This is a genomic window from Lyngbya sp. CCY1209 (assembly GCF_055795065.1).
This window is the reverse complement of record NZ_JAYFER010000640.1, coordinates 23,352-46,220: the sequence shown is the minus strand read 5'-3', so window position 1 is coordinate 46,220 and position 22,869 is coordinate 23,352. Positions and strand designations below refer to the sequence as shown.

The 22,869-nt window shown below is 54.4% G+C and carries 17 protein-coding genes and 1 tRNA gene; 5 read left to right on the top strand and 13 right to left on the bottom strand.

Features of this window, described 5'->3' with window-relative positions; all coding sequences use genetic code 11:
- Positions 1-597: 597 nt before the first annotated feature.
- Positions 598-669, bottom strand: a tRNA-Val gene (locus AC0QHF_RS25730).
- A gap of 71 nt (positions 670-740) precedes the next feature.
- Here AC0QHF_RS25730 and AC0QHF_RS25725 point away from each other — a divergent pair.
- The gene (locus tag AC0QHF_RS25725) at positions 741-1,382 is read left to right on the top strand and encodes a metal-binding protein (RefSeq protein ID WP_324707127.1); all 642 of its coding nucleotides are present in this window, start codon (positions 741-743) and stop codon (positions 1,380-1,382) included.
- Between the two features lie 81 nt (positions 1,383-1,463).
- A complete protein-coding gene (gene mazG, locus AC0QHF_RS25720; RefSeq protein ID WP_324707126.1) occupies positions 1,464-2,318 on the top strand; it encodes a nucleoside triphosphate pyrophosphohydrolase in 855 nt (284 codons plus the stop codon).
- Between the two features lie 142 nt (positions 2,319-2,460).
- On the opposite strand, the gene petH is transcribed toward mazG, so the two are convergent.
- The 8 genes from petH to AC0QHF_RS25680 form a co-directional block, all read right to left on the bottom strand.
- Positions 2,461-3,666, bottom strand: a complete 1,206-nt coding sequence (petH, locus tag AC0QHF_RS25715) for a ferredoxin--NADP reductase (protein ID WP_324707125.1) — start codon at positions 3,664-3,666, stop codon at positions 2,461-2,463.
- Positions 3,667-4,002: 336 nt separating this feature from the next.
- Positions 4,003-7,545, bottom strand: a complete 3,543-nt coding sequence (locus tag AC0QHF_RS25710; RefSeq protein WP_324707124.1) for a PAS domain S-box protein — start codon at positions 7,543-7,545, stop codon at positions 4,003-4,005.
- A 5-nt stretch (positions 7,546-7,550) separates the two neighbouring features.
- Entirely contained in the window at positions 7,551-8,093 is a 543-nt protein-coding gene (locus tag AC0QHF_RS25705) for a chemotaxis protein CheW (RefSeq protein WP_324707123.1), read from the bottom strand.
- Positions 8,094-8,143: 50 nt separating this feature from the next.
- Entirely contained in the window at positions 8,144-10,843 is a 2,700-nt protein-coding gene (locus AC0QHF_RS25700) for a hybrid sensor histidine kinase/response regulator (protein ID WP_324707122.1), read from the bottom strand.
- 101 nt (positions 10,844-10,944) lie between these two features.
- Positions 10,945-13,572 carry a methyl-accepting chemotaxis protein gene (locus AC0QHF_RS25695; RefSeq protein WP_324707121.1) on the bottom strand — a complete coding sequence of 876 codons (2,628 nt, stop codon included), beginning with the start codon at positions 13,570-13,572 and terminating at the stop codon, positions 10,945-10,947.
- A 126-nt stretch (positions 13,573-13,698) separates the two neighbouring features.
- A complete protein-coding gene (locus AC0QHF_RS25690) occupies positions 13,699-14,199 on the bottom strand; it encodes a chemotaxis protein CheW (RefSeq protein ID WP_324707120.1) in 501 nt (166 codons plus the stop codon).
- Positions 14,200-14,210: 11 nt separating this feature from the next.
- The gene (locus tag AC0QHF_RS25685) at positions 14,211-14,573 is read right to left on the bottom strand and encodes a response regulator transcription factor (RefSeq protein ID WP_324707119.1); all 363 of its coding nucleotides are present in this window, start codon (positions 14,571-14,573) and stop codon (positions 14,211-14,213) included.
- 31 nt (positions 14,574-14,604) lie between these two features.
- Positions 14,605-15,003 (bottom strand): response regulator, encoded by a 399-nt coding sequence (locus AC0QHF_RS25680; protein WP_324707118.1) that lies wholly within the window; start codon positions 15,001-15,003, stop codon positions 14,605-14,607.
- Between the two features lie 370 nt (positions 15,004-15,373).
- Between AC0QHF_RS25680 and AC0QHF_RS25675 the strand changes: the two genes are divergently transcribed.
- From AC0QHF_RS25675 to AC0QHF_RS25665, 3 genes are all read left to right on the top strand, one after another.
- On the top strand, positions 15,374-16,054 hold the full coding sequence (locus AC0QHF_RS25675) for a lecithin retinol acyltransferase family protein (protein ID WP_324707117.1): 681 nt from the start codon (positions 15,374-15,376) through the stop codon (positions 16,052-16,054).
- Positions 16,055-16,192: 138 nt separating this feature from the next.
- The gene (locus tag AC0QHF_RS25670; RefSeq protein ID WP_324707116.1) at positions 16,193-17,788 is read left to right on the top strand and encodes a serine/threonine-protein kinase; all 1,596 of its coding nucleotides are present in this window, start codon (positions 16,193-16,195) and stop codon (positions 17,786-17,788) included.
- Positions 17,789-17,865: 77 nt separating this feature from the next.
- On the top strand, positions 17,866-18,042 hold the full coding sequence (locus AC0QHF_RS25665) for a hypothetical protein (protein ID WP_324707115.1): 177 nt from the start codon (positions 17,866-17,868) through the stop codon (positions 18,040-18,042).
- Between the two features lie 331 nt (positions 18,043-18,373).
- On the opposite strand, the gene AC0QHF_RS25660 is transcribed toward AC0QHF_RS25665, so the two are convergent.
- The 4 genes from AC0QHF_RS25660 to AC0QHF_RS25645 form a co-directional block, all read right to left on the bottom strand.
- Positions 18,374-18,673, bottom strand: coding sequence for a DUF433 domain-containing protein (locus AC0QHF_RS25660; protein ID WP_324707114.1), 300 nt, complete (start codon positions 18,671-18,673; stop codon positions 18,374-18,376).
- Positions 18,674-18,789: 116 nt separating this feature from the next.
- Positions 18,790-21,003 (bottom strand): phosphoketolase family protein, encoded by a 2,214-nt coding sequence (locus AC0QHF_RS25655; RefSeq protein ID WP_324707113.1) that lies wholly within the window; start codon positions 21,001-21,003, stop codon positions 18,790-18,792.
- Positions 21,004-21,227: 224 nt separating this feature from the next.
- Positions 21,228-22,013, bottom strand: coding sequence for a Uma2 family endonuclease (locus AC0QHF_RS25650; protein WP_324707128.1), 786 nt, complete (start codon positions 22,011-22,013; stop codon positions 21,228-21,230).
- Between the two features lie 51 nt (positions 22,014-22,064).
- Positions 22,065-22,709, bottom strand: a complete 645-nt coding sequence (locus AC0QHF_RS25645; protein ID WP_324707112.1) for a DUF938 domain-containing protein — start codon at positions 22,707-22,709, stop codon at positions 22,065-22,067.
- Positions 22,710-22,869: the final 160 nt, after the last annotated feature.

Here is a 22,869-nt window from a genome sequence, read left to right as displayed (position 1 = left end):
CATCCAAGGGGATGGAAGCCTTACTGGGAGGTTATTTCAGGCATTTCAGCCTTATTTCATTCCCAAACGAATCGCACTATCGCCTCGTTTATAGCGGTAGCCTGGGCAGGCTTTACCCGTGCTTTGAACTCAAGTACAATCATTTCCTTATACTAGCATATCTGGCGTAAGAATGCGGCTCAAGCCGCCGTTGCTTTTCATCCCTGGGCTAAAGCCGCAGGGCTTTCAAGCTATCGTCCCATTCCGTAAGTAACTCCTGACATCGGTCAAAAAAAACTGTTAGACGCGACGAACATTTTGTACAGCGCGCTGTACAAAACATAGGCAACAGGTACAGGGTGATACAGGTTTCCTGTTACCACATTGGTTTTACCAATGTGGTTTTGCAGAATATGCGATCGCCCGACTTGGGGAGAGAGAGTGAATACTTGATTTGACAGAATACAGGGTATGTGCTAGTTGACTAAAAAATCACTGGGTTTACACTCGTTGGCCAGTGTGCTAGGTATGTATTGAGTGCAAAAAGAGTGTAGCGCCTGCCTTACCAGCAGTATGTCACTGTGTAGAATCGAGTCAGAGTGGGTATTTTCCCACAAATGGGCGATACTGGATTTGAACCAGTGACATCCTGCTTGTAAGGCAGGCGCTCTACCACTGAGCTAATCGCCCCAGTTTTGCGCTGTTCTCCATTGTACCAGCAACCTGTAAAATAAGGAAACAATTTTTCGCACCCCCAGCCAATGCCCTCCGGCAAAACCCACGATCGCATTACTCTCTGGAGCTTGCCACTGGTGGCGGGGTTGACGTTCGGACAGACCCGCAGCAGCCATTTGACCTTACTGGTGTCTGCCAGCTTTCTGTTCGGGGGCCTGATGTTCGGTCCGGATCTCGACATCGACTCCCGCCAATTCCAGCGGTGGGGGTGGTTGCGGTGGATGTGGCAACCCTACCAAAACAGCCTGCGACACCGATCATTTCTCTCCCACGGCCCGTTTATCGGCACGGCTTTGCGGGTGCTCTACCTCGGGACTTGGCTGGCGATTTTTGCGATTCTGGTGGCGATCGCAGCCAATTTTCTGCTACAGGTGGAATGGGACGTTTCGAGTTGGGCAAAAGACGGGGTGCGATCGCTGGCCGAACACCACATCGAAGCGATCGCCATTTTCTCCGGTTTGGAACTCGGGGCGATGAGCCACTATTTGAGTGACTGGGGGTCGTCCGCCTACAAACGCCTGCAAACCAAGGGGGTATCTCAATTTTTCCCCCGACCCGCCCCCCCAAAAAAGCGCAAAACCTCCACCTCCCGCCGTTCCCGTTCCGCCTCCCCGTCGGGTTCGGCCAAAAAAACGACCCGACGCTCCTCGAAGAAGAGTCGGGAGTAGGGAGTCGGGAGTCGGGAGTGGGGAATCGGAAAAATTTTCGATTATCTTATCCTAAAAAAGCAATTACTCACACTCAACACCATGTCCGAGTCTACCAACTCACCCGACACCCTGAAAGCCCTGCAGGAATTGATCGATGTGGTCGCCCAACTGCGATCGCCCGATGGGGGCTGTCCGTGGGATCTCGCCCAAACCCCCCAAAGCCTCACCCCCTACGTCATCGAAGAAGCCTATGAAGTCGTGGATGCGATCGCCACCGGGAACCCGGATGCGATCGCGGACGAACTGGGCGATTTGCTGCTACAAGTGGTTTTACAGGCCCAAATTGCCAGCGAATCCCATCAATTCTCCCTCGCCGACGTCGCCTCCCGCATCACCGAAAAGCTGATCCGCCGCCACCCCCACGTCTTCGGAGATGTCACCGTCGATAGCGTCGAGGAAGTCCGCCAAAACTGGGAGCAAATTAAAGATACCGAAAACGGCGATACCCCGGAAGTGCAGTCCTTGAGTGGAAAACTGAGCCGTTATGCCCGCCAACTCCCCCCCCTGATGGCGGCGATGAAGCTCTCCAAAAAGACGGCGGCGGTGGGTTTCGAGTGGGATAATGCCGAGGGGGTTTGGGATAAATTCCATGAGGAAGTCGGCGAATTTGAACAGGCCCTCCGTCACGAAGATAAAGCCAGCCAACAAGGGGAATTGGGCGATATCCTATTTGTTTTAGTCAATTTAGCCCGGTGGTATGATATCGATCCCCACGAAGCGTTGCGGGAAACCAACCACAAATTCATCCGCCGATTTGCCATGGTAGAAGCGGCCTGCGATCGCCCCCTATCTGACTACACTTTAGCCGAACTTGATGCGTTGTGGGATCGGGCCAAAGCCGCGATCGCGGCTGCAGAAGTCGGTATTAGGGACTCAGGAGTCGGGAAGGATTGACAATTATCCGCCCAACTCCCCAATCATCTTCAGCAGATGATTTGAGCTAGGTAGGGGCCCCGGGCTTGCGCCCTCTTGTCTTCCACAAAAAATAAAGGCGCGGCCCTTTCGCCGCGCCCGAAAAATGTGCCGAGTTCAAACCTTAGTAGGTTTCGACGTGCCAGCGCTTTTCTTTCTTCAGTTGGCGCCGATACTCGGACCAATCGACATCGAACTTGCCAGCCGCGTTGGACATCCCTTCGTCGATGCCGCCTTCCATTCCCTTCAAACCACAAATATAACTGTGGGTGTTGGGTTTCTGGATCAACTGCCACAATTCATCGGCATTTTCTTGAATCCGATGTTGGATGTACATCTTGCCGCCTTCGGAATTCTGCTGTTCCCGACTGATGGCGTAGGTGAGGCGGAAGTTCTCGGGGAACTCACGCTGCAAGGCTTCGAGTTCCTCTTGATAAAGGATGTTGGGGGTGTAGGGGACACCGAAGAACAGCCAAGCCAAGCCTTTGAACTGGTAATCTTCGTGCTTTTCCTTGAACATCCGCCACAGGAAGGCGCGGAAGGGCGCGATCCCGGTTCCCGTTGCCATCATGATGATGGTGGCATTCTCGTCATCGGGAAGCAGCATTTCCTTACCCACCGGTCCGGTGATGGCGACATCCGCCCCGGGTTCCAGGTTGCATAGGTAAGTCGAACAAACGCCGTAGACCGTCTCCCCGGTTTCGGGGTGTTGGTACTCCAACTGGCGGACGCACAAAGAAACCGTCTTGTCGTCTTCATTGTCGCCGTGGCGGGTCGAGGCGATCGAATACAGTCTCAATTTATGGGGTTTGCCTTTGTCGTCGGTACCCGGAGGAATGATCCCAATACTCTGACCTTCGAGGTAGCGCAGGTCGCCGCCCCCGATATCAAAAATCAAGTGACGAACAGTCCCGCTTCCCCCTTCCTTCACCAACTCTTCGTTGGACAAGCATTTGCCAATATATGGGTTTTTGGGTTTGTAAATATTAACGGGAATATCCGTTGCAGATTTCGCATGAGTCATGGGTTTGCTTTTAGTTCCAGATGATTGGCTCTTCTGTCCGTTCTCTGGTGCTGCCTGACTCGCACTCGGAGGCGCTTCCCCCGCCGGGAAGATATTGACAATCCTAGCTCCCATCCGGGAAATCCGGCGCATCTCCTGATTCATGCGTTCGTAGGGAACGGTCAGATAGACCGTGCCGCTGCGACGAATGGGATAGTTGAAGTTGTCAGTGTTTTGCCCCTGACGCATTCCCTCCACTTCAAATACGAAGACACGGCCGGCGGCCCCCGTCTTCATGGCAACACCAGTTCCAATTGGACTGTACATTCGCGATTTCTCCCTTAACAATACCGAGCTATTCACCCACAAACTGTGACAGATCGATCAGTTTCAGCTCTTTTTAAGGTGCAATTGACTTAAATAGTTCGGACAAATCCTCTTCCCCTCCGGTGGGGAGGGGTCGGTCAATTTCCCGAATCTGTCACACTCTGAACTATTCTACCGCTTCCTGTTCCCTGTCTTCCTGTCAGACCCCGGTTTCCCATCAGTTTTCCGTCGCGAGTCCCCCGCCACCGGCCCCCATGTGGGGGAGCGGAAAGGGCGAAAAAGCTTGATATCGTGAGGGTTTGAGGCGTTTGGGTGGGGGGTCGCCGCCGGGAAATGTCAGCGCGATTCTGCGGGCGGACGGGGGAGGGTGAGGGGAATTTCGATCGCGAACTCGGTTCCGACCCCCTCCTGGGAGACGCAGCGCAGGGTACCCCCGTGCTTTTCCACGATAATCTGGTAGCTGGTGGACAGGCCCAGACCCGTCCCCGCACCGACGGGCTTGGTCGTATAAAAGGGATCGAAGATTTTGGCCACCGTCTTGGGACTCATGCCGACGCCGTTGTCGGCGATCCGAATTTGGACGGTTTTGGCTTCCGTGAGTATGGTGCTGATCCAAATACAGCTCGGGTCGGAAACGATCGCTTCGAGGGACCGATCGCGATCGCGGTCGTGGATGGCGTCGATGGCGTTATTGAACAAATTCAGCAAAACCTGATTCAATTGTCCGGCGTAACATTCGATGCGGGGTAATTCTCCGTACTGCTTTTGAATTTGAATCGCCGGGTGTTTGGGTTTTTCTTTCAAACGGGTTTCCAGGATCGTCAGGGTGCTGTCGATGTTGTCGTGCAGGTCGATATCTTTGACCTCCGATTCGTCGAGTCGGGCGAAGGTCCGCAGGGATTTGACGATATCTCGGATGCGATCGGCTCCGGTTTTCATGGATTTGTAAATCCGGGGATAATCTTCGATTAAAAACTCCAGGTCGATCGCCTCAATTTCGTCTTCTATGTCCGGGTCGGGTTCGGAATAGTGTTTTTGATACAGTTCGATCAACCCGACCAAATCTTGGGTATATTCTTGGGCGTGGGTGATGTTGCCGTAGATGAAACTGACGGGGTTGTTAATTTCGTGGGCTAACCCCGCCACCATCTGTCCGAGACTCGACATTTTTTCGGATTGAACCAACTGCACCTGAGCCTGTTGGAGTTGGTGCAGGGTTTTTTCGAGGGCTTCCGTTTGCGCCCGGGCAATCCGGGCGGCTTCTTGGGTTTCCGTATACAATTCGGCTTGGTTCAAAGCGATAACCAACTGATTGGCGATCGCCTCCAACAATTCCACTTCGCTTTTCGTCCAAGGGCGGATGTCCTGGCAGTGTGCCAACACCAACGCACCTTTTTTTTGCTGCTGGGTTTGGATGGGTAAAATCAACACCGAATTAAATTCCAGGACGAGGAAAAAATTGCGGATCGCCGGGGTCGTACAGGTGATGATATCATCAATTTGGATGGGTTCTCCAGCCAAAACATATGGGCTGACCGGGTGCAGGGCGTCGCCGGGATAGAGTTCGGTGATGCTGGGCAAGCTATCGATTTTGGCTTCTTTGCGGACTTCCCATTCCGGGGGTTCTGAGTCGGTTCGATACCAGACAAAGTAGGTGCGATCGATATCCAAAATACGGCGAATTTCCAAAACTGTGGTCAGCAATACCGTGTCGGGGTCGAGGGAATTGCGAATTAAATCGGTGATGAAATTTTGCAGGGTTTCCCGTTCGGCAAGCTCCCGCAGTTGAGTCTCCGATCGCCTCAAATTATTTTCCATTTTTTTGCGATCGTTGATATCGAAGGAAGTACCGACGATCCGATACATCCGCCCGGATTCATCAAAAATTGGATTGAGGGTGGTGAGGACAAAAATTTCCTTGTTATTCCAATTGACCGTTTCTTCATAACAGACAGATGTCCCTCGATCAATACAATCTTGGTAGTGGTATCGAAAAATTTCGGCATATTCAGGGTCGAAAATATCTGCGGGGGTTTTGCCTCGGATCTGCTCGGATTTGATCCCGGTAATTCGTTCGCTTGCCGGGTTCCAACTCACATAACGAAAATCATTGTCGGGAGTTAAATCAATCACAAAAATCGCCTGTTCGATGCCGTCGTAGATGCTGCTGAGGAACTGTTCGCGATCGCGTAAATCGATTTCCGCCGTTTTGCGATCGGTGATATCCATCGCCGTTTCAAACAGCCGCAAAACCTGTCCGGCTTCGTTCCGAACCACTTCGCCCCGGCCGTGAATGTAGCGGATTTCCCCGTCGGGCCGAATAATTCGATGGTCGATTTCGTAGGAGACTCCTTCTGACAACGCTCGTTCGACTTTCTGCAGCCACATCTCTCGATCTTCGGGATGAATGAGTTCGATCAATTTTTTAAAGGTCGGACTTGTTTTTGTTTCCGCCAAACCGAAAATATGGAACAGTTCCTCGGACCAGTTAATTTCTTGGGTGGCGACGTTATATTCCCAGTTGCCGACGTGGGCGATATGCTGGGCCATTTCCAAGTCCCGGGTCAGCCGCATCGTCGCCTTTTCGGTTTCCTTCCGTTCGGTGATATCTCGGTTGCTGGCCCGCCGCCCCCGATACCGTCCCGCCACGTCGTAAATCGGCCGGCAAATATGACCAATCCAGCGAATTTTGTCGTCGCGGGTGACAATTCGGAAATCAAATTCTACCCCTTCATCCTCAGTCGATTCTCCATTCAAATGGGCAAGTACCCGATCGCGATCGTCCGCAAAAATAATCTGTTCCAAAAGCGTCGGATTGGCTAAAAATGCTGCGGCCGGATATCCGGTGATGCGATCGCATGACGGGGAGACGTACCGCATTTTTCCGTCGGGATCGATCCAGTATTCCCAATCATAGGTAAAATCCGCCACGGTGCGGAACCGTTCCTCGTTTTCCCGCAACTTTTGCTCGATCGCTTTATTTTCCGTAATATCCCGACCGACACCATAGATGGCATCGAAATCCAGAACCGGAACGAACGTCCAAGACATCCACTTTTTTGCCCCGTTTTGACTCAAAAATTGGGTGTCAAATGTGGCGATATTTCCCCGTTTTAAATTTTCAAACTCTGCCAATACTCGATCTCGATCTTCATCAGGGACGAGTTCGGAAAATTGACCGTCTATCAACTCATTCAAATCCCGTCCGATCGCCCTTTCCCAAGCCGGGTTGAGAAACTTAATTTTTCCCTCCGGGTTGAGGATGGCGACCAGATCGATAATGTGATCGAACAGTCGGGCAATTTCCCGGCGATTTTTCAGCCATTCGCTGATTCGCTTTTGGACCGCAATCAGGAGTTTTCGCCGGCTCGGTTTCAAGAATTCGTCCGGATTATAACCGAGTGTTTTATCAAATAAATATTGACCGTTATGAAGGAAATCAGCATTATATTGATCGTTCAATTCCAGGGTGCGATCGCCCGCCAATTCCACAACCGTCCCATTCCAAACAATTTCATTTTTTTCTCCTTTTTTGGGTCGAGCTCGGGTTAATAACAATTTGATTTGACCGCCGGGATTGACGTATTGCCACTGTCGCTGATAGGATCGACTTGGAGAAATAATATCGGCAGAATTTTCCCCGTCATCAACCCCCCAAATCAACTCGAACAGACGTTTTTTATCGATCGCTTCGATCTCGTAAATCTCCGAGAATCCGGGGCTGATGTAGGTAAATTCACCGTCACCGTCCGCCGAGATGACATATTGAAAAATAACCCCCGGAATGTCGGCAACGACGGAGCGAATGTGTCGGCAATCATCCATCATGTCGCGGTCGAGAATTGCCGGGTTTGCTTTCGGGTTTCGTTTGGGGGGCATTCTCACTAAACCTCAATTCGTTTTAAAAGCTGTTCTAAGTTGAGATAAAAGAATAGGTCATCTTCGGAAGGATGAATGAGTTTTTCAATGACCGACCCCAGATTTCCCTGGCGATAGGAATCGGGAACGTCTGAAAATTGGGATTCGGGAACGTCTAACACCCTCGGCAACTCCGGTATCGGAATGGCAATATATTGAAATCGCTCCGAGGCATCTTCTTTTTTATTATGACGGATAGACTCGGAAAAATTTGTAACAGAACATTGAGTTTCTTCCGGCGTACAAATGATCGAGTAATGGTATACTTGGGGCCGATCGCGATCGAGGAGGAGAACGCCCAGATCGATGAGGGGAATCGTCTCGCCCTGGTACTTAATCAAACCCCGGCCACGATTGAAGGTACCGTAAACTTTAAATTCGTGCAGAACCCGCACCACCCGGGCGATGGGGAGGGCGTAACATTCTCCCTCCAACTCGAAGGCGATCAATTTTTGGGTGGGGGTGCGCTGCCGAGCCTTCGGGACACCGAAGCGGTGCAGGTGAGTCATGTTTAGGGTGTAGGGTGTAGGGTGTGGGGAAAATTGACAATTATCAATTATCAATGATTGACCAGGGTCGCGATCGCCTCCAATAATTGGTTTTCGTTGTACGGCTTGGTAAAATACTCGGATGCACCCAAACTAATCGCCAGTTGTCGGTGTTTCATGCCGCTGCGAGAGGTAAGCATGGCGACGGGAAGATCTCGGAAAACCGGCTGAGATTTCAGGGTTCGCAACAGTTCAAACCCGTCGATTTTGGGCATTTCGATATCCGCGATCACCAAATCGCACTCGATCCCCCCCTGCAATTGATCCAGGGCTTCCTGCCCGTCTTTTGCCATGAACACGCGATAATGGGCGCGTTTAAGCAGAACCGAGAGCAATTGCCGGATCGTATAGGAATCGTCCACGACCAAAATGGTGGGGGCGGCCCGTCCGTTGGCGCTGGTGGCAGTCGGGGCGGCCCGTTCCTGCACCGCCACGGTCGTCCCGGCGGTGGCGGGGTTGACCTGGGCGATCAGGTCGTCAACGTCCAGAATCATCACCACGTTGCCGTCTCCTAAAATTGTACTGCCGACGATCCCCGGAGGTTTGGACAGGGGCGAGGGCAGGGGTTTGACGACGATCTCCTGCTGGCCCACCAGCCGCTCGATCGCGATCGCCAAAATGCCCTCGGCCGACGCGACGACCAAAACCGGGATGTAATCTTGGTTGAGGGGGTCGGGGGACGGCCCGTCGGGGTTCGGGAGGCTATAGTGCAGCAACTCCTGCAAACGGACGAGGCGGATAAATTCCCCCCGCCAAGGCAACATCGGCTGATTTCCCGCCATCTGAATCTGGTGGGCTTCGAGATGCAAAATTTCCTCGACAGCATCCAGGGGCAGGGCAACGGTGTTGTGGTCCACCCGCACCAACAGGGCGCTGGCGATGGACAGCATCAAGGGCAGTTTGAGAATAAAACGGGTCCCCTTTCCGGGCCGAGAATCGACTTTAATCGACCCCCGCACCTTCCGCAAATTGGTGCGGACGACATCGAGTCCCACCCCGCGACCGGATAGCTGGGTGGCCGTGGATGCGGTGCTGAAACCGGGGGCGAACAGGAATTCGTAAAGGTCAGCCAGGGACAGGTCCGTCGCCTGTTCGGCGGCAACCATGCCGTTGGCGATCGCTTTTTTGCGGATCGCCTCCGGGTCGATGCCCCGGCCGTCATCGGCGACGCTGACGACGGTTTGCCCCCCCTGGTGGCCGGCGGCAATTTCGATCTGGCCGCTGGCGGGTTTGCCGGTTTTGCGACGTTCCTCGGGGGGTTCGATGCCGTGGTCGAAGGCGTTGCGGAGGAGTTGCACGAGGGGATCGCGGAGGGCATCGACGAGGCTTTCGTCGATTTTGGTTTCCCGTCCCAACAGCAGGAGGTTGACATCTTTATCGTGGGCGCGGCAGAGATCCCGCAGCGCCCGGGGCAGGTGATCGACGCAGCGGCTGAAGGGAACCACCCGCAAATTGTAAACCCGCGATCGCAGTTGGTCGGTGATGCGGCGGATCTGTTCGGTGTTGGCATCGAGTCCGATGGAGAGTTCGTCGATGCGGGCGCTGGATCGGGCGATCGCATCCGTGGTTTCGATTACCGATTGGGCGGTGCTGTGGAATTCGGTGTAGCGGTCGAGTTCGAGGGGGTCGAAGGTGGGGCGCGATAGGTGGCTGCGCGATCGCGATTTGACCTGGGGATGAATACTGAGGCGATCGTACTCATCCCGCAATTCTCCCCCGAATTGATTCAACTCGAACAGGTTGCGGCGGATGCGTTTGGCTTCCGATCGCACTTGGGCCTGTTGCACTTCCAAATGGGTGCGGTGGATGACCAATTCCCCCACCAAATTCACCAATTCCGTCAGGTGTTCCAAATCCACGCGGATGGTGGGACGCTGCCAATTTTGGGTCGGGGGCGGGGCCGTTTTTTCCAGCACCGGTTCGGGCGGTGTTTCTGCGGGTGCAATTGCCCCGGTGATGGGTTTGCCCTCCAACACCCGGTCCCGGGCGGTTCCCAGGGACTCGGCGATCGCCCACCCCCGTTTTTGCAAGGATTCCGGGGAAAGTTCCGGGGAGTCGATCAGTTCCCGCAGGGGTTCGGCTAGTCGGGAAAATTCCGGCAATTCCAACATCGCCCCCATCCCCGAAAGTTGATAGTAAATTTCGTTGAGTTGGGCGAGGGTTTTCGCCTGGGTTTCGGCCGTGACTTGAGACAGTTCCGCTTCCAGGCGATCGAGGAGGGGGGGCAGTTCCGTATCGAAAATGGTGCGAATAATATCGGCGGAAATGGGTGAATCGCTTTGGCTTCGTTCGGGCGGTTGGTTGCTCCCATATCGCTCTTGCAGGCGAGTTTTTATCGGTGAAATACTGGCGATTTCAGCGGCCGCGATGGGTTCATTGCGGCTCGTTTTTTCCACCAACTCTTTGAGGCGATCGACCCCGTTCAACAAGTCGGTGATCGTATCCGGATTCAGGGAAGTGAGGTCGGCGCGATCGCGCAAAATCCCAAAACAATCCTCCAAAGTATGGGCGACATCGGCAACGGTTTCCAACCCGAACATCAAAGCCGCCCCCTTAATCGAGTGTGCCGCCCGAAACAACTGCTGCACCCGCTTTTCTCGATCTTCGAGTGTCTCATCTTCCTCCATCGCCAACAAATTTTCCTCCATCGACTGGAGAAAATCTCGGCTTTCGGCAATAAAGGTTCCGATTAGGTGGCTGAAGTCATCCATTTTTTATGGGGAGTCGGGAGTCGGGAGTCGGGAGTCGGGGGGAAATAATTGATAATTGATAATTGATAATTGATAATTATCAATTTATTTCCCCATTCTAATTAACTTTGAAACTTGGCGACAGATTTCTGCAATTTGCCGACCGCAACGGAGAGCCCGTTGAGGGTGGTGGTCACGTCTTCGGCGTTGTGGGCGGTGGTGTCGGCGATTTGGTTCACCTCCGTCATGGTACTCGAAATTTCCTCGGCGAAGGCGACCTGTTTATTGCTGGCCCGGGTGATATTTTCAATCAGGGCATTCATCTCGCGGCTGACGCGGATGATGTCCACCAGGTGGGTTTTGGCCTGGGCGGCGAGTTCGGTGCCTTCGACGACTTCCTGGGTGCCGGTTTCCATCGCCTGCATCACCCGGCCGATTTCGGTTTGGATGGTGCCGACAATTTCGGAAATTTCCTCCGTGGCACCGCTGGAACGTTCGGCCAGTTTGCGGACTTCCTCGGCGACGACGGCGAAGCCGAGCCCCTGTTCCCCCGCCCGGGCCGCTTCGATGGTGGCGTTGAGGGCCAGGAGGTTGGTTTGGGCGGCGATTTGGGAGATGGAGGTGACGATTTTGCCGATTTGCTGGGAGGATTCCCCCAGGCGTTTCATCATTTTGGCGGTGTCGGCGATGGTGCGGCGCAGTTCGTCGATGCCTTCCACGGCGCGATCGACGGCCACCCCCCCGGCTTCGGCGGTTTGGGCGGATTCCCGGGCGACCTGTTCGGCCCGTTGGGCTGCGTCGGAGACATCTTTGATGGAGTTGACCATCCGCTCGACTTTCCGCAGGGCCTCTTCGAGTTGTTGGGCTTGGGTGCGGGCGCGGCGGGCCAGTTCGTCGGTGCTGGCGATGGATTCTCCGGCGGTTTGGGTGACTTGTTGGGCGAGTTGCTGGATGCCGTTGACGACTTTCCGCAGTTCGCTGACGAGGTAGTTGAAGGAGTCGGCGACGGCGCCGAGGACGTCGTTGGTGACTTCGGCTTTGACGGTGAGATCGCCTTGGGCGGCACCTTTGATTTCGCCGAGGAGTTTGAGGACTTGTTCGGTGAGGGATTCGGCTTCGGCCTTCCGTTCGGCGGCGATTTTTTCGAGGTTTTCTTCGGCCTGTTTGCGATCGCTGATATCGATCCCCATTTCGACGACGAGTAAAGTTCCGTCGGTGTCGGTGAAGGGGTAGTCGTAAATTTGATGGGTTTTGCCGCTCCTTTCGTCGTGCCATTCCCAATTTTGGGATTGTTGGGTTTCAAATACCCGGAAGGTGGGGCAGGTTTCACAGGGTTGGTCGCGATCGGCTACGACTTCGTAGCAGGGGCGATCGCCGGCCTCGCCGAACTGTTCCCGAAATTGGCGGTTGGCAAATCGCACGGAATAGTCCGGCGCCTGTAGGTACAGAAAGGCGGGGATACCGTCGAGGATGCTGAAGAGTCGTTGTCGCTCTTCTTTGAGGTTTTTTTCGGCGGCTTTGGCGGCGGTCACGTCCCGGGAAAATCCCAAGACGGCAAAGATGTCCCCGTTTTCGTCCCGCAGGGGCAGTTTTTGGGTGTCGAAAATATGTTCCGAACCGTCGGCGAAGGTGGCATAATCGTCGGAGTTGCGGAGGGATTGCCCCTGCCGCAAGACGGTTTCATCATCTGGGCGAAATCCGACAATTTCCTGTTCGGGATCTCCGAAAATCAGCGGTTTGGGAAAACCGACTTCGAGATCGTCTTTCCCGACCATTTCTTCGGGGGTGGTATTGAGGGCGGTGGCAAAACTTTGGTTGGCTAAAAGATAGCGGAAGTTGCGGTCTTTGACGAAGATTAAATCGGGGGTGGTGTCGATGACGGTGCGGAGGAGGCGTTGCGATCGCTCCACTTCCAACAGGGCTTCCCGCCGTTGGGTTTCTGCGGCGATGCGATCGCTCACGTCGATCCCCATTTCGATCACCAACTGCTGTCCGTCGATGTCGGTGAAGGGATAGGCGTAAATGTCATAGGTGCGCCGATTTTTGGGGTTTTCCCACTGCCACACCGCCGGTTGTTGGGTTTTGAATACCTCGAAGGTCTGGCATTCGGGGCAGGGTTGGGGACTGGCGGCGAGGACTTCGTGGCATTTGCGATCGCGCAGCGTGCCGTCAGGCGTATCGGCGCTTTCTCCGAATTCTTCCCGGGCGGTTTTGTTTAAAAATCGAACCGAATAATCGGGGGCTTGCAGGGAGATAAAAGCGGGGAGGGCGTCGAGTAATGAAAACAGCCGTTGGCGTTCGGCTTCGATTTTTTCTTCGGCGTTTTTTCGCTCTTGAATTTGCTGTTGTAAGGTTTGATTGACGGCTTCGAGTTCTTCGGGGCTGGTGAAGGCGATCGCCCGGGGTATAAATGGCACCATCTCGAAGGCGGTATAGACGGAAATGAGGGCACAACTGGCTTTTATCGTACCGGAAACCCAGTAATCGGGATGCCACAGCGTCCAAATTGACATCAGGTGCGTCAGGCCGCAGGAGATAATAAATGCCCCGAATAGCAGTAGAATTCCGCCGAAGGACAGGTCTTTCCGTTTCCAAACGAAATAAATCAATAACAGGGGAATGGAAAAGTAGGCGAGGGCGATCAAACCGTCCGATATGACGTGCAACGCGACGAGGGGCGTTTTCCACAGGTAGCAGTGGCCGTGGGGGATGAATGGTCCGGACAACCACTGAGTTAAGTTTTCTTCCATATCCAATTTTTCTCGTTGACAGCCAAGAAGAAGCGGGAGTCGGGAGTCGGGAGTCGGGAGTCGGGGAAAGGCAATTGATGATCGACGTTCGATTGTCAGTTACCCTCCCATTCGGAACCTTCATTTTTACCAGCGGGGACAGTGGGCGATCGCCTCGATATCGACGATGGTTAATAGATCACCCTGGTGATTGTACAAACCCTGTAAAAAGGGGACGATTTCGGCGCTGGCATCTGCGGCTGAACTGATTTTATCGGGGTTGAGAGAAACCACTCCTTCGACGCGGGATATCGCCAAACCTACCCGCATCATGGGGAGGGTCAAATCTCGGGGATCGGGGGCTTCCACCACCAAAATTCGACTCTCTTCCTGGGTGGAATCTACGGGTTTTAAGCCCAGGAAAATGCCGAAATCTGCCACGGATAAAATCTCCCCCCGCAGGTTCGTCAATCCCAGCAAAAAGGGTTGAGTATTGGGGACGGGTGTAATTTGCTGTTTGCTCAAAAATAGGACTTCCCGGACGGAGGTCAGGGCGATCGCAAATCGGCTGCGATCTTGGCGGAAACTGAGATATTTCCGTCTGGCTTCTGAAGGAACCGATCGCGGGTTGGGCGTTGGGGAAATCATTTCCGAATGGGTCACACCAACAGACGCCGAATCATTTCGATCAACTGTTGGGATTCAAAGGGTTTTCCTAGGTAGGCATCGGCCCCCAATTCCGTTCCCCAGGTGCGGTCAATTGCGGTATCTTTTTGGGTGCAAAAAACCACGGGTAAATGTTCGGTTTTGGGATTGCTTCTCAACTCCCGGATCACTTCAAATCCGTTCATGCGGGGCATGATCACGTCCAAAACGACCAGATCCGGCGGCTGGTCTTGAATTTGGGCGATCGCTTCGTCCCCGTCGCTGGCTTGGCGGACTTGGAATCCCGACTCTTTTAAAATACCGCTGATTAGTGCCAATTCGGTTTCTACATCATCAACAACTAAGACCGTACTCATGGTTTCCGTTCTCCTAATTTTAGGGTGAAATTCACCGGACTTCTGCCGTCACGGCGAGTATTTTTTGAACCACTTCTTTCAGGTGTGTGGCATCGAAAGGCTTGGTCAAATATTCCGTTGCACCCGCTAAACGTCCTTCGATTTTGTCGTACATCGAATCTCGTGCTGTCAACATGATAATCGGCAAATCGCGCAAGTGGGGCGATCGCCGGATAATTCGACACAATTCTAAACCATTGACCCCCGGCATCGATACGTCCAACAACAGCAAGTCGATGGACTCGTGGTGTAAGAACGCCAACGCTTCGACCGTATTGTTGGCGACCATGACCTTGTAGGTGCTTCTGAGGGTCTGTTTGACGATCTCTTGCATGGAAACACTATCATCCACTGCCAGAATCGTCCGCCTGGGTGGTGTATCAGAGGGCATGATGGTTCTCCTCCATTTTTCGGTAATACAGTGAAAAACGGGCGATCGGCACCCCGATCTCTCGCCTCGACATTTTTGATGATCAACCGATGGTCTGTCGGGTCTATCTCGGCTTGTCCGGCTCTTCGGTCAGCTCAAACGGGCATCGCCAGCGATTGGGAATTGAGATTCGGTGGCCATGAAGTTCAAAAAAATAAACGTGACGTCAACTTTTTAAATTTTTGATACGAAAGTCCCAATTCAATTATATGACAATTGCCCGAAACTGTACAGTCTTCCAAGTTGGCGATCGATGCACACCCCATTTTTTTAATGCCATCCCGGACACTTGGGGTTAAACTAAAGGAACCCGACCTGCCAGGAGAGGAGTATGGCGCGAGGCGATCAAATTTATGCATATCGGGAATTCTGGAATATGGATGGGGTGTACGAGCACCACGGCATCGACTGCGGCGACGGTACAGCCATCCACTACCGCAAGCCCAGCGAGACGATCGAACGGACTAGCCTGGAAACCTTCGGCCGGGGCCAAAGAATTTACATCCGATCCTATCCATTCCGCTACATTGCCGATACGACGATCCGGCGGGCTGAAAGTCGGCTGGGAGAACGCAAATATAACCTATTATTTAACAACTGCGAACACTTCGCAACTTGGTGCATCACGGGGGTCAGCGACAGCCGCCAAATTCGCAATTTTATCCCCGTCCTCAGCCAAATCAATGTCGATACGTTAAATGAACCGATCGCCCAGGCGTTGGGAGAGGCGCGATCGCAAAATTTATCGGGTCTTTTGAACGGCGCTTTAGCCGATATCAAAACCGCCTGGGATGACATCCAACCCCAGTATCAAGACGCCTTAAATGAGATGAAAGATTGGCATCGGGTGGCGGCGGAGGCGATGAGGCGAAACCGAGAAGATTTGGCGCGGTCAGCCCTGAACCGGAAACTGATCTACAAGCAGCGGGCGCGGGAACTGGAAGGGGATTTGAAAAAGTTGGCGACTTTGACAGAAGATTTAGTTCGCAACCGCAGCGATTTGGAAATTTAGACGCGATCGGTTTGGGAGGCAACCCTGTAAGGTAGCCCCCACCGATGAAATTTGAGCGGAAATCAATGCTTTTATGTCTTGAATATTGAATGATTTTCATGATAAACTGATGATGACGGTTTGACCGGCGCTTGGCAGATGAGTTACTGTATCAACCCCCGATGCCTGCAACCTCACAATTCTGACACTGCCAAATACTGCCAGAGTTGCGGTTTTTCGTTGCGACTGCAAAATCGCTATCGCCCGGTACAACCCATCGGTCAGGGGGGGTTCGGTCGGACATTTTTGGCGATCGACGAACAAATTCCGTCCCGTCCGAATTGCGTGATCAAAGAGTTCGATTTCCCCGAACGGGATGAAAGCTACGATCGCGCCGTCAAATTATTTCACCAAGAGGCGGTGCGTCTGGACTGTTTGGGGGAACACCCGCAAATCCCCAAACTCCTCGCCCACTTCGATGAACATCAACTGTTATTTTTAGTCCAGGAATATATCCCCGGAAAAACCCTATGGCAGGAATTCCAACGGGACGGGGTATTTGATGAAGAACAAATTTGGCAATTATTGCGAGAATTACTGCCGGTGCTCCAGTTTATCCACGATCGCAATATCATCCACCGGGATATCAAACCCGCCAACCTGATCCGCCACTCTCTCGCCCCCCCGATCCCGCCTCCCCCCGCCCGTTTTAACAGTCCGGACACAGCCGGGGAAACCCGCACCAGCGCCGGAATTCGCGATCGCCCCCGGATTCCCTCACCGCCCCCGCCGCAGCCGAAAAGCGTTTCCAAATCGAAGTCAAAATCTACCCAATCTGGCGCGATCGTTTTGATCGATTTTGGGGTGGCAAAACTGCTGACGGCCACCGCCCTCAGCAACACCGGAACCGTCGTCGGCAGTCCGGAATTTATGGCGCCGGAACAAACGCGGGGGCGAGTTTTTCCAGCCAGTGACCTCTACAGTTTGGGGGCAACTTGCCTGTATTTACTCACCGGAATTTCCCCCTGGCAATTGTACGATCCGGTGCGGGAAAAATGGGTTTGGCGGGATTTTTTAACCGCCGATCGCGCCGTCAGCCCCCACTTGGGAACGATTCTCGACGGGTTGGTCAACAATCAGATCCGCGGCCGCTATCCCTCGGCACAAGCAGTTTTAGAAGCGATCGCACCCAAACCCAAACCCAAACCCAAATCGAAAATGTCTACCCCTAGGCAAAATAACAGTTTGTCGGGGATATTGGGGAAACTGATTCCGGGTGGTGGCCAACTTCCCAAAAATGACATCCTGGCATCGGAACGGGGGGTCGATTATCGGGATCTGCGGCAACTTTTGGCGAGTCATAGGTGGCGGGAGGCGGACCGGGAAACCTGGGTGGTGCTGTGTCGGGCCCTGGGAAGGGGGGGACGGCCCTACCTGCACCCCACCGACCTGAAACAATTACCCGGGCCGGATTTAGAGACGATCGATGGCCTGTGGGTGAAATACAGTCGAGGTCGGTTCGGATTCAGCGTCCAAGCCGAGATTTTTGGGGAAGTCGGGGAAGATTACGGAAAATTTTGCGATCGCGTCGGTTGGCTGACCTACATTCCCCACAACCCGACGACGGGTTTCGACTACCGCCTCCGAGCCCCCGCCGGCCACCTCCCCACCCGCAGTTGGGTGATGGGGGGTGGCAAGTGGTGGCAGCATTTGGAGATGATGACGGAACGGTTGCGAGAGTGCGGCCTGTTGTAGGGGGTAACGGGTCGCGATCGCGGACGAAAACCGTTAAAATTGAGACTGAGCACCGTAGAGTAAGGAATCACTATCCCATGACCACAGAAGTCCCTCAACCGACGACGACTCCCAATTTGGAAGAACCGAAATTCGGATTTAATTATTATGCCGAACGCCTGAACGGTCGGGCGGCGATGGTGGGATTTGTCATCACATTGGCGATCGAATATTTCACCGGACAGGGACTGCTCGCTTGGCTGGGTTTGAGTTAAACAACCCGCCGGGATAAGGATAGAAGAATCCCCCCCAGCCCCATCCCCCCCAGCCCCCCTTTGAAAGGGGGGAGAATGGGTTTCAAAGTTCTTGCAGAAGGGGGGAGAAGGGCTCTCAAAGTCTCCCTTTGAAAGGGGCGAGAAGGGCTCTCAAAGTCCCCCTTTCAAAGGGGGATTTAGGGGGATTTTACCTGGGCAATGGGCGGAAAATCCCCCCCGGACTCCATCCCCCCCAGCCCCCCTTTGAAAGGGGGGAGAATGGGTTTGAAAGTTCTTGCAGAAGGGGGGAGAATGGCTCTCAAAGTTCTTGCAGAAGGGGGGAGAATGGCTCTCAAAGTCCCCCTTTCAAAGGGGGATTTAGGGGGATTTTACCTGGGCAATGGGCGGAGAATCCCCCCCGGACTCCGTCAATAACTCGCTGATTGGCGTAGTAGTAAGCCAACGCCGCATCAACCTGCGCCAATGTTAAATAATCCTTGTCGGCGACAATTTCATCAGCCCCGTAACCTTGCTTGTAGAGGGCGACGATTCGCTGAACGGAAGTTCCGGTTCCCGAGATAATCGGACGCCCCCCTTGGATGTCCGGATTGCTGGTGATCAAACTGCCAATATCAACTAAAGTTTGCGACATGGGTTTGATTGAGTGCGATCGCATCCTCCCAATTCTAGCACCCGGCCGGGGCTAAAGCCCAACAACAAGACGATCGCCCGTTGTTGCGCTTTGGCGCCACCAGCCCGGTTTAAACCCTAGTGAACCAATTCGATCGCACGCTTAGTCAAAGCCTCGGCAGTCAAACCGTTGAACGCCATCACCTGACCCGCGCTGGAGGCCGTTTCGCCCCGCTTCCAGGCGAAGGTATCCCGCTTGACAGAACTCCGCAACATGATCGGTTCGAGCATTAAACTGGCGCCGCCCGTCACCCCGATCAGGGCGTCGCCGCCGAACAATTTATCGAAGGCTTCATCACTCATAAAATCGCCGTCCGCTTCCGAGCAGGTATTCCAAGCAACATCGCTCGGACGATACAGGCGGCGGGGGTTAATAACGGACACAATCCGAGTGCCGATGCCCTCAGTTTCCAGGTAAGCCGCCGCTTCAAAAACCGGGATCAATGTCATGTCTCCAAGCACGGCAAACACCACCGTTTTATCGCCGGAAACCTCTTCCAAAATAACGGCACCGTCCCGCAACCCTTGGCGCGTCTGTTCAAAGGTGGTGCGGATGGGCAGGGGGGACTTACTGGCAGTAATTGTAATCCCCTTATTTTTGGTCGTCAGCGCCCACTCGTAACAAACTTGGATGCTGTTGGCGTCGGGGGGGAACACCGGGAAAACGTTGCCGTTCCGCATCATCGCCGCGAAATAGGCCTCGATTTCCGGTCGCTGGTGGGTCCAGCCGTTGCGGCCCTGTTCCAGGGCTCCGGCGGTGAACAGGGTAATCGTCGAGGGGGTGGGGCGGCGCAGTTCGGCCATCGCCTGGGTGACGGTTTGCCAAATCGGCAGGCCGTTGATGGCGAAGGATTCGTAGGAACACCACAGCGTCCGTGCGCCCATCAATGCCAACCCTGCCGCCAGTCCCGCGCAGGCATCCTCGCTGAGGGGTTCGTAAACCTGCCCGTGGGGTCCCTGGAAGTAGAGGTCGTCGGGGGTGGGGTGGATGATTTTCAGGGCTTGGTTGATGTTGTTGATGCCGGAGGCGGCGTTGCCGTCGGCGTTGGTGACGACGAAGTGGGGGTCCTTCTGGCCGACGTGGGCGACCAGTTCACCCATTGCGGTGGTCGCCACTTTCGGATCGCCGCCGACGGTATACTCTTCTAAAGGCAAAGTCCCCAGATCGGCGATCGCATACTCAAATTCGGTGACGACGGTTTTGGAAGCCGGCCCGCCGCCGGCCCGTTCCAGGTTTTTGCGGACCAATTCCCAGGCTTGGATGGGGAGAGCCCGTTCTTGGAGGGTTTTGATAATGTTGGGATTATCCAGGGTATCTCCGGCATAGAGGTTGTGGGATTTGGCGCCCCGGGCGTGGACTCCGGCGCCCTTGAGTTGTTTGATGATGAACACCGTCAGGGTGCCGCCGAGGGCGGATTTGGCGGCTTTGTCCGCGGCTTCCAAAACGGCCTGGGTGAAAGCCATCCGCCGGTCCAGGGAGAAAGCCGTGCTATCGACGTAATCGCCCGGTTGGTTTTGGTCGTCGAAGTCTTTGGCGTCCACCAGGATGACTTCGGCGAAGCCGTTGCCTTTCCAATAGGCGATCATTTCCTCGTTGGTTTTGGTGGAAACCATGCTGTGGTGTTCCTGGCTGTAGCCGTTCCACACCAGGACGGGGAGGAAGTTGGTGACGTCGGGGTAGGCGGTGTTGAAGTGGGCCATGCTGCTCATGGGGTAGGGTTCGCCCATGCCGCCGTCGCCGAGGGTGAAGGGGAAGAGTTTGTCCCGGTGCAGGAGGGCGGCGGACATCGCGAAGTGCTGGCCCTGGCCGAGGGGGCCGGCGGGGTTGAGCAGTCCGGGGATGTAGCCGGAGAGGTGGCCGAGGAGCCCGTGCATTTCCCGGAAGCGATCGCGCAATTGTTGGACGGTGTAGATTTCCATGTCCTCCAGGGAGCGATCGAGGAAGACGGCGCTGTAAAAACCGGGGGCGTGGTGCCCGACTTCGGTGATGATGTTTTTGTAGCCCAGCATCACCAGGGCGGCGTAGGCTTCGGCTTGGCTGGCAAAACCGCCGGGGTGTCCGGAGGCTTTGCTGCCGGTGACTTGCAGGATCAGGTAGCGCAGGGCGTCGGCGTAGAGCAAGGTCTGGTAGACGCCGGCGGGGTCGCGGGGGTCGGAAATGGCGGTTTTTCCTTCCGCGATCGCCGGAGTTTGACCGTAGGTTTCCAACCTGGGGAATGTTTCGCCAAAATACTGGATGCCCTGACAGAATTCGGGAATCGACGAGACGGGTTTCGGCGTGGTTGCAGTCATGCTTTATACCTGGTTATTTTTCCGGTTTTGATGGTTAAGGATTTATTTTACCGAAAAATGGGGTCTGAACTGCCGGGCCCCTATTAAAGATCGCGATCGCACCCCTGCCGTTTGCCTGAACAGTTGCCTGTTTTTTGGCTATCACATCCCGTCACTTTTGTCAATGTCAATTTCGCGGAAAGCGACGATTTCGCCATCCTGCCGGATCTCCGGAAAACCCGCATTTACATGGCGTCCGGATCGATTCCCAGTTCCCGCAACCTCGCCGCCAACCGTTCTTTTTGCTGCCGCTCAGTTTCCAGTTGTGCCTGCGTCGTCCGAATCACTTCTTCATTTTCCAATATCCGACGTTCGGCTGTTTCTCGCTGCAATTTTTCGGCCCGTGCCGCCTCTTCCGGCGTCGGAACCAATTCCCCTTCGGGGGTAAAATATCTCAGTTTCTTGTCGTGAATTCCCAGAAATAATTGTAATTGATGGCTCCACAGGTGTCCGCGATCGTTCGGTTGCAGCGGTTCGTAGTTTCCGTTCAACAAACAAAACCCTTTCAATTCCAAACTGTCCGGGGAAAACCAAAAATATTCCGGGGTGCGAAAAATATTCTGGTAAATTGTCTTTTTTTCGTTGCGATCGCGGCTCGCCGTCGAGTCCGACAACAGTTCGATAATGACGTGGGGATAGATTCCCCCTTCTTCCCACACCACCCAACTTTTGCGGGGCTTCCGCTCCGTATCCAGCACCAGGAAGAAATCCGGCCCGCGAAAATCTTTCGTTTTCACCTGTTCGGGACTGTAGTAAATCGTCAGATTCCCGGCGACAAAATAATCGTCGCGATCTTGCCACAGCCAGTCCAGGCATTTGAGCAGCAGCAATAATTGTTGTAAGTGCAGATAACTTTCCAAGGGCGGTTCCTCGCTTTCCAAGTCTCCCGGCGGAAATGCGATCGCTTCCCACTCCGGTTCGGTGAGTTCGGGTTGAGGTGGCGGGGTTTCCAAGTCTCGGGAAAGGGTCATGGCGGCCTCCGGCGCAGTATTTTTATTATAATCGATTCCAATATGCTTCATTCAGAAGCGCTCGAAAACGACGGAAAAATTATTGGCGGGCATCGCCACGGTTTCCAACAATTTGAGATGGTGGGAATTCGCCAATTTGACAACATCATCGAGATCCCGGACGCCCCAACGGGGATCGGAACTTTGCAAGTATCGATCGAAAGATTCGTTGCTCGGCGCCGTGTTTTGTCCGCCCATTTTGTAGGGGCCGTAAAGGTAGAGAATGCCGCCGGGGGGGAGAATGCGATCGCACCCGGCCATCAACCCCTCGCAGGCGGACCAGGGGGAAATGTGAATCAGGTTGATGGCGACGACGGCGGTGATGGGAAATTGGGCGAGTTCCGGGGGGCTCGCGCTCCCTTCCACCGGCCAAGAATCGGCTTGCACGTCCAACGCCAGGGGGGGACAGAGGTTGTCCGCAGGGGCGTGATTTTGCCATGCGTGAATGCTGTCTCGCAATAGCGGTTGGGGGTCCGAGGGCAGCCAGCGGCGGGGTTTGAGGCGGGGGGCAAAAAAGACGGCGTGTTGTCCCGTTCCGCTGGCGACTTCCAGGACGGTTCCGGTACTCGGGAGGACGCGATCGAGCACTTCCAAAATGGGTTGGCGGTTGCGTTCGGTGGCGGGGGCGTGTTGTCGGGAATCTCGGGCAAATGTCATAAGTCGAATTTCGCTTCAATTTTCGTTGTCGATCGCAGATTTCGGGACTCGGTGATCGGCCGCCAATGGGTGGCATCTCTCGGGTATGCTGGTTGGGAGACGGGAAGGACCTGGGAATCGGTGCGGACCGTCGCGATCGCCTCGGCAATTATTTTATATC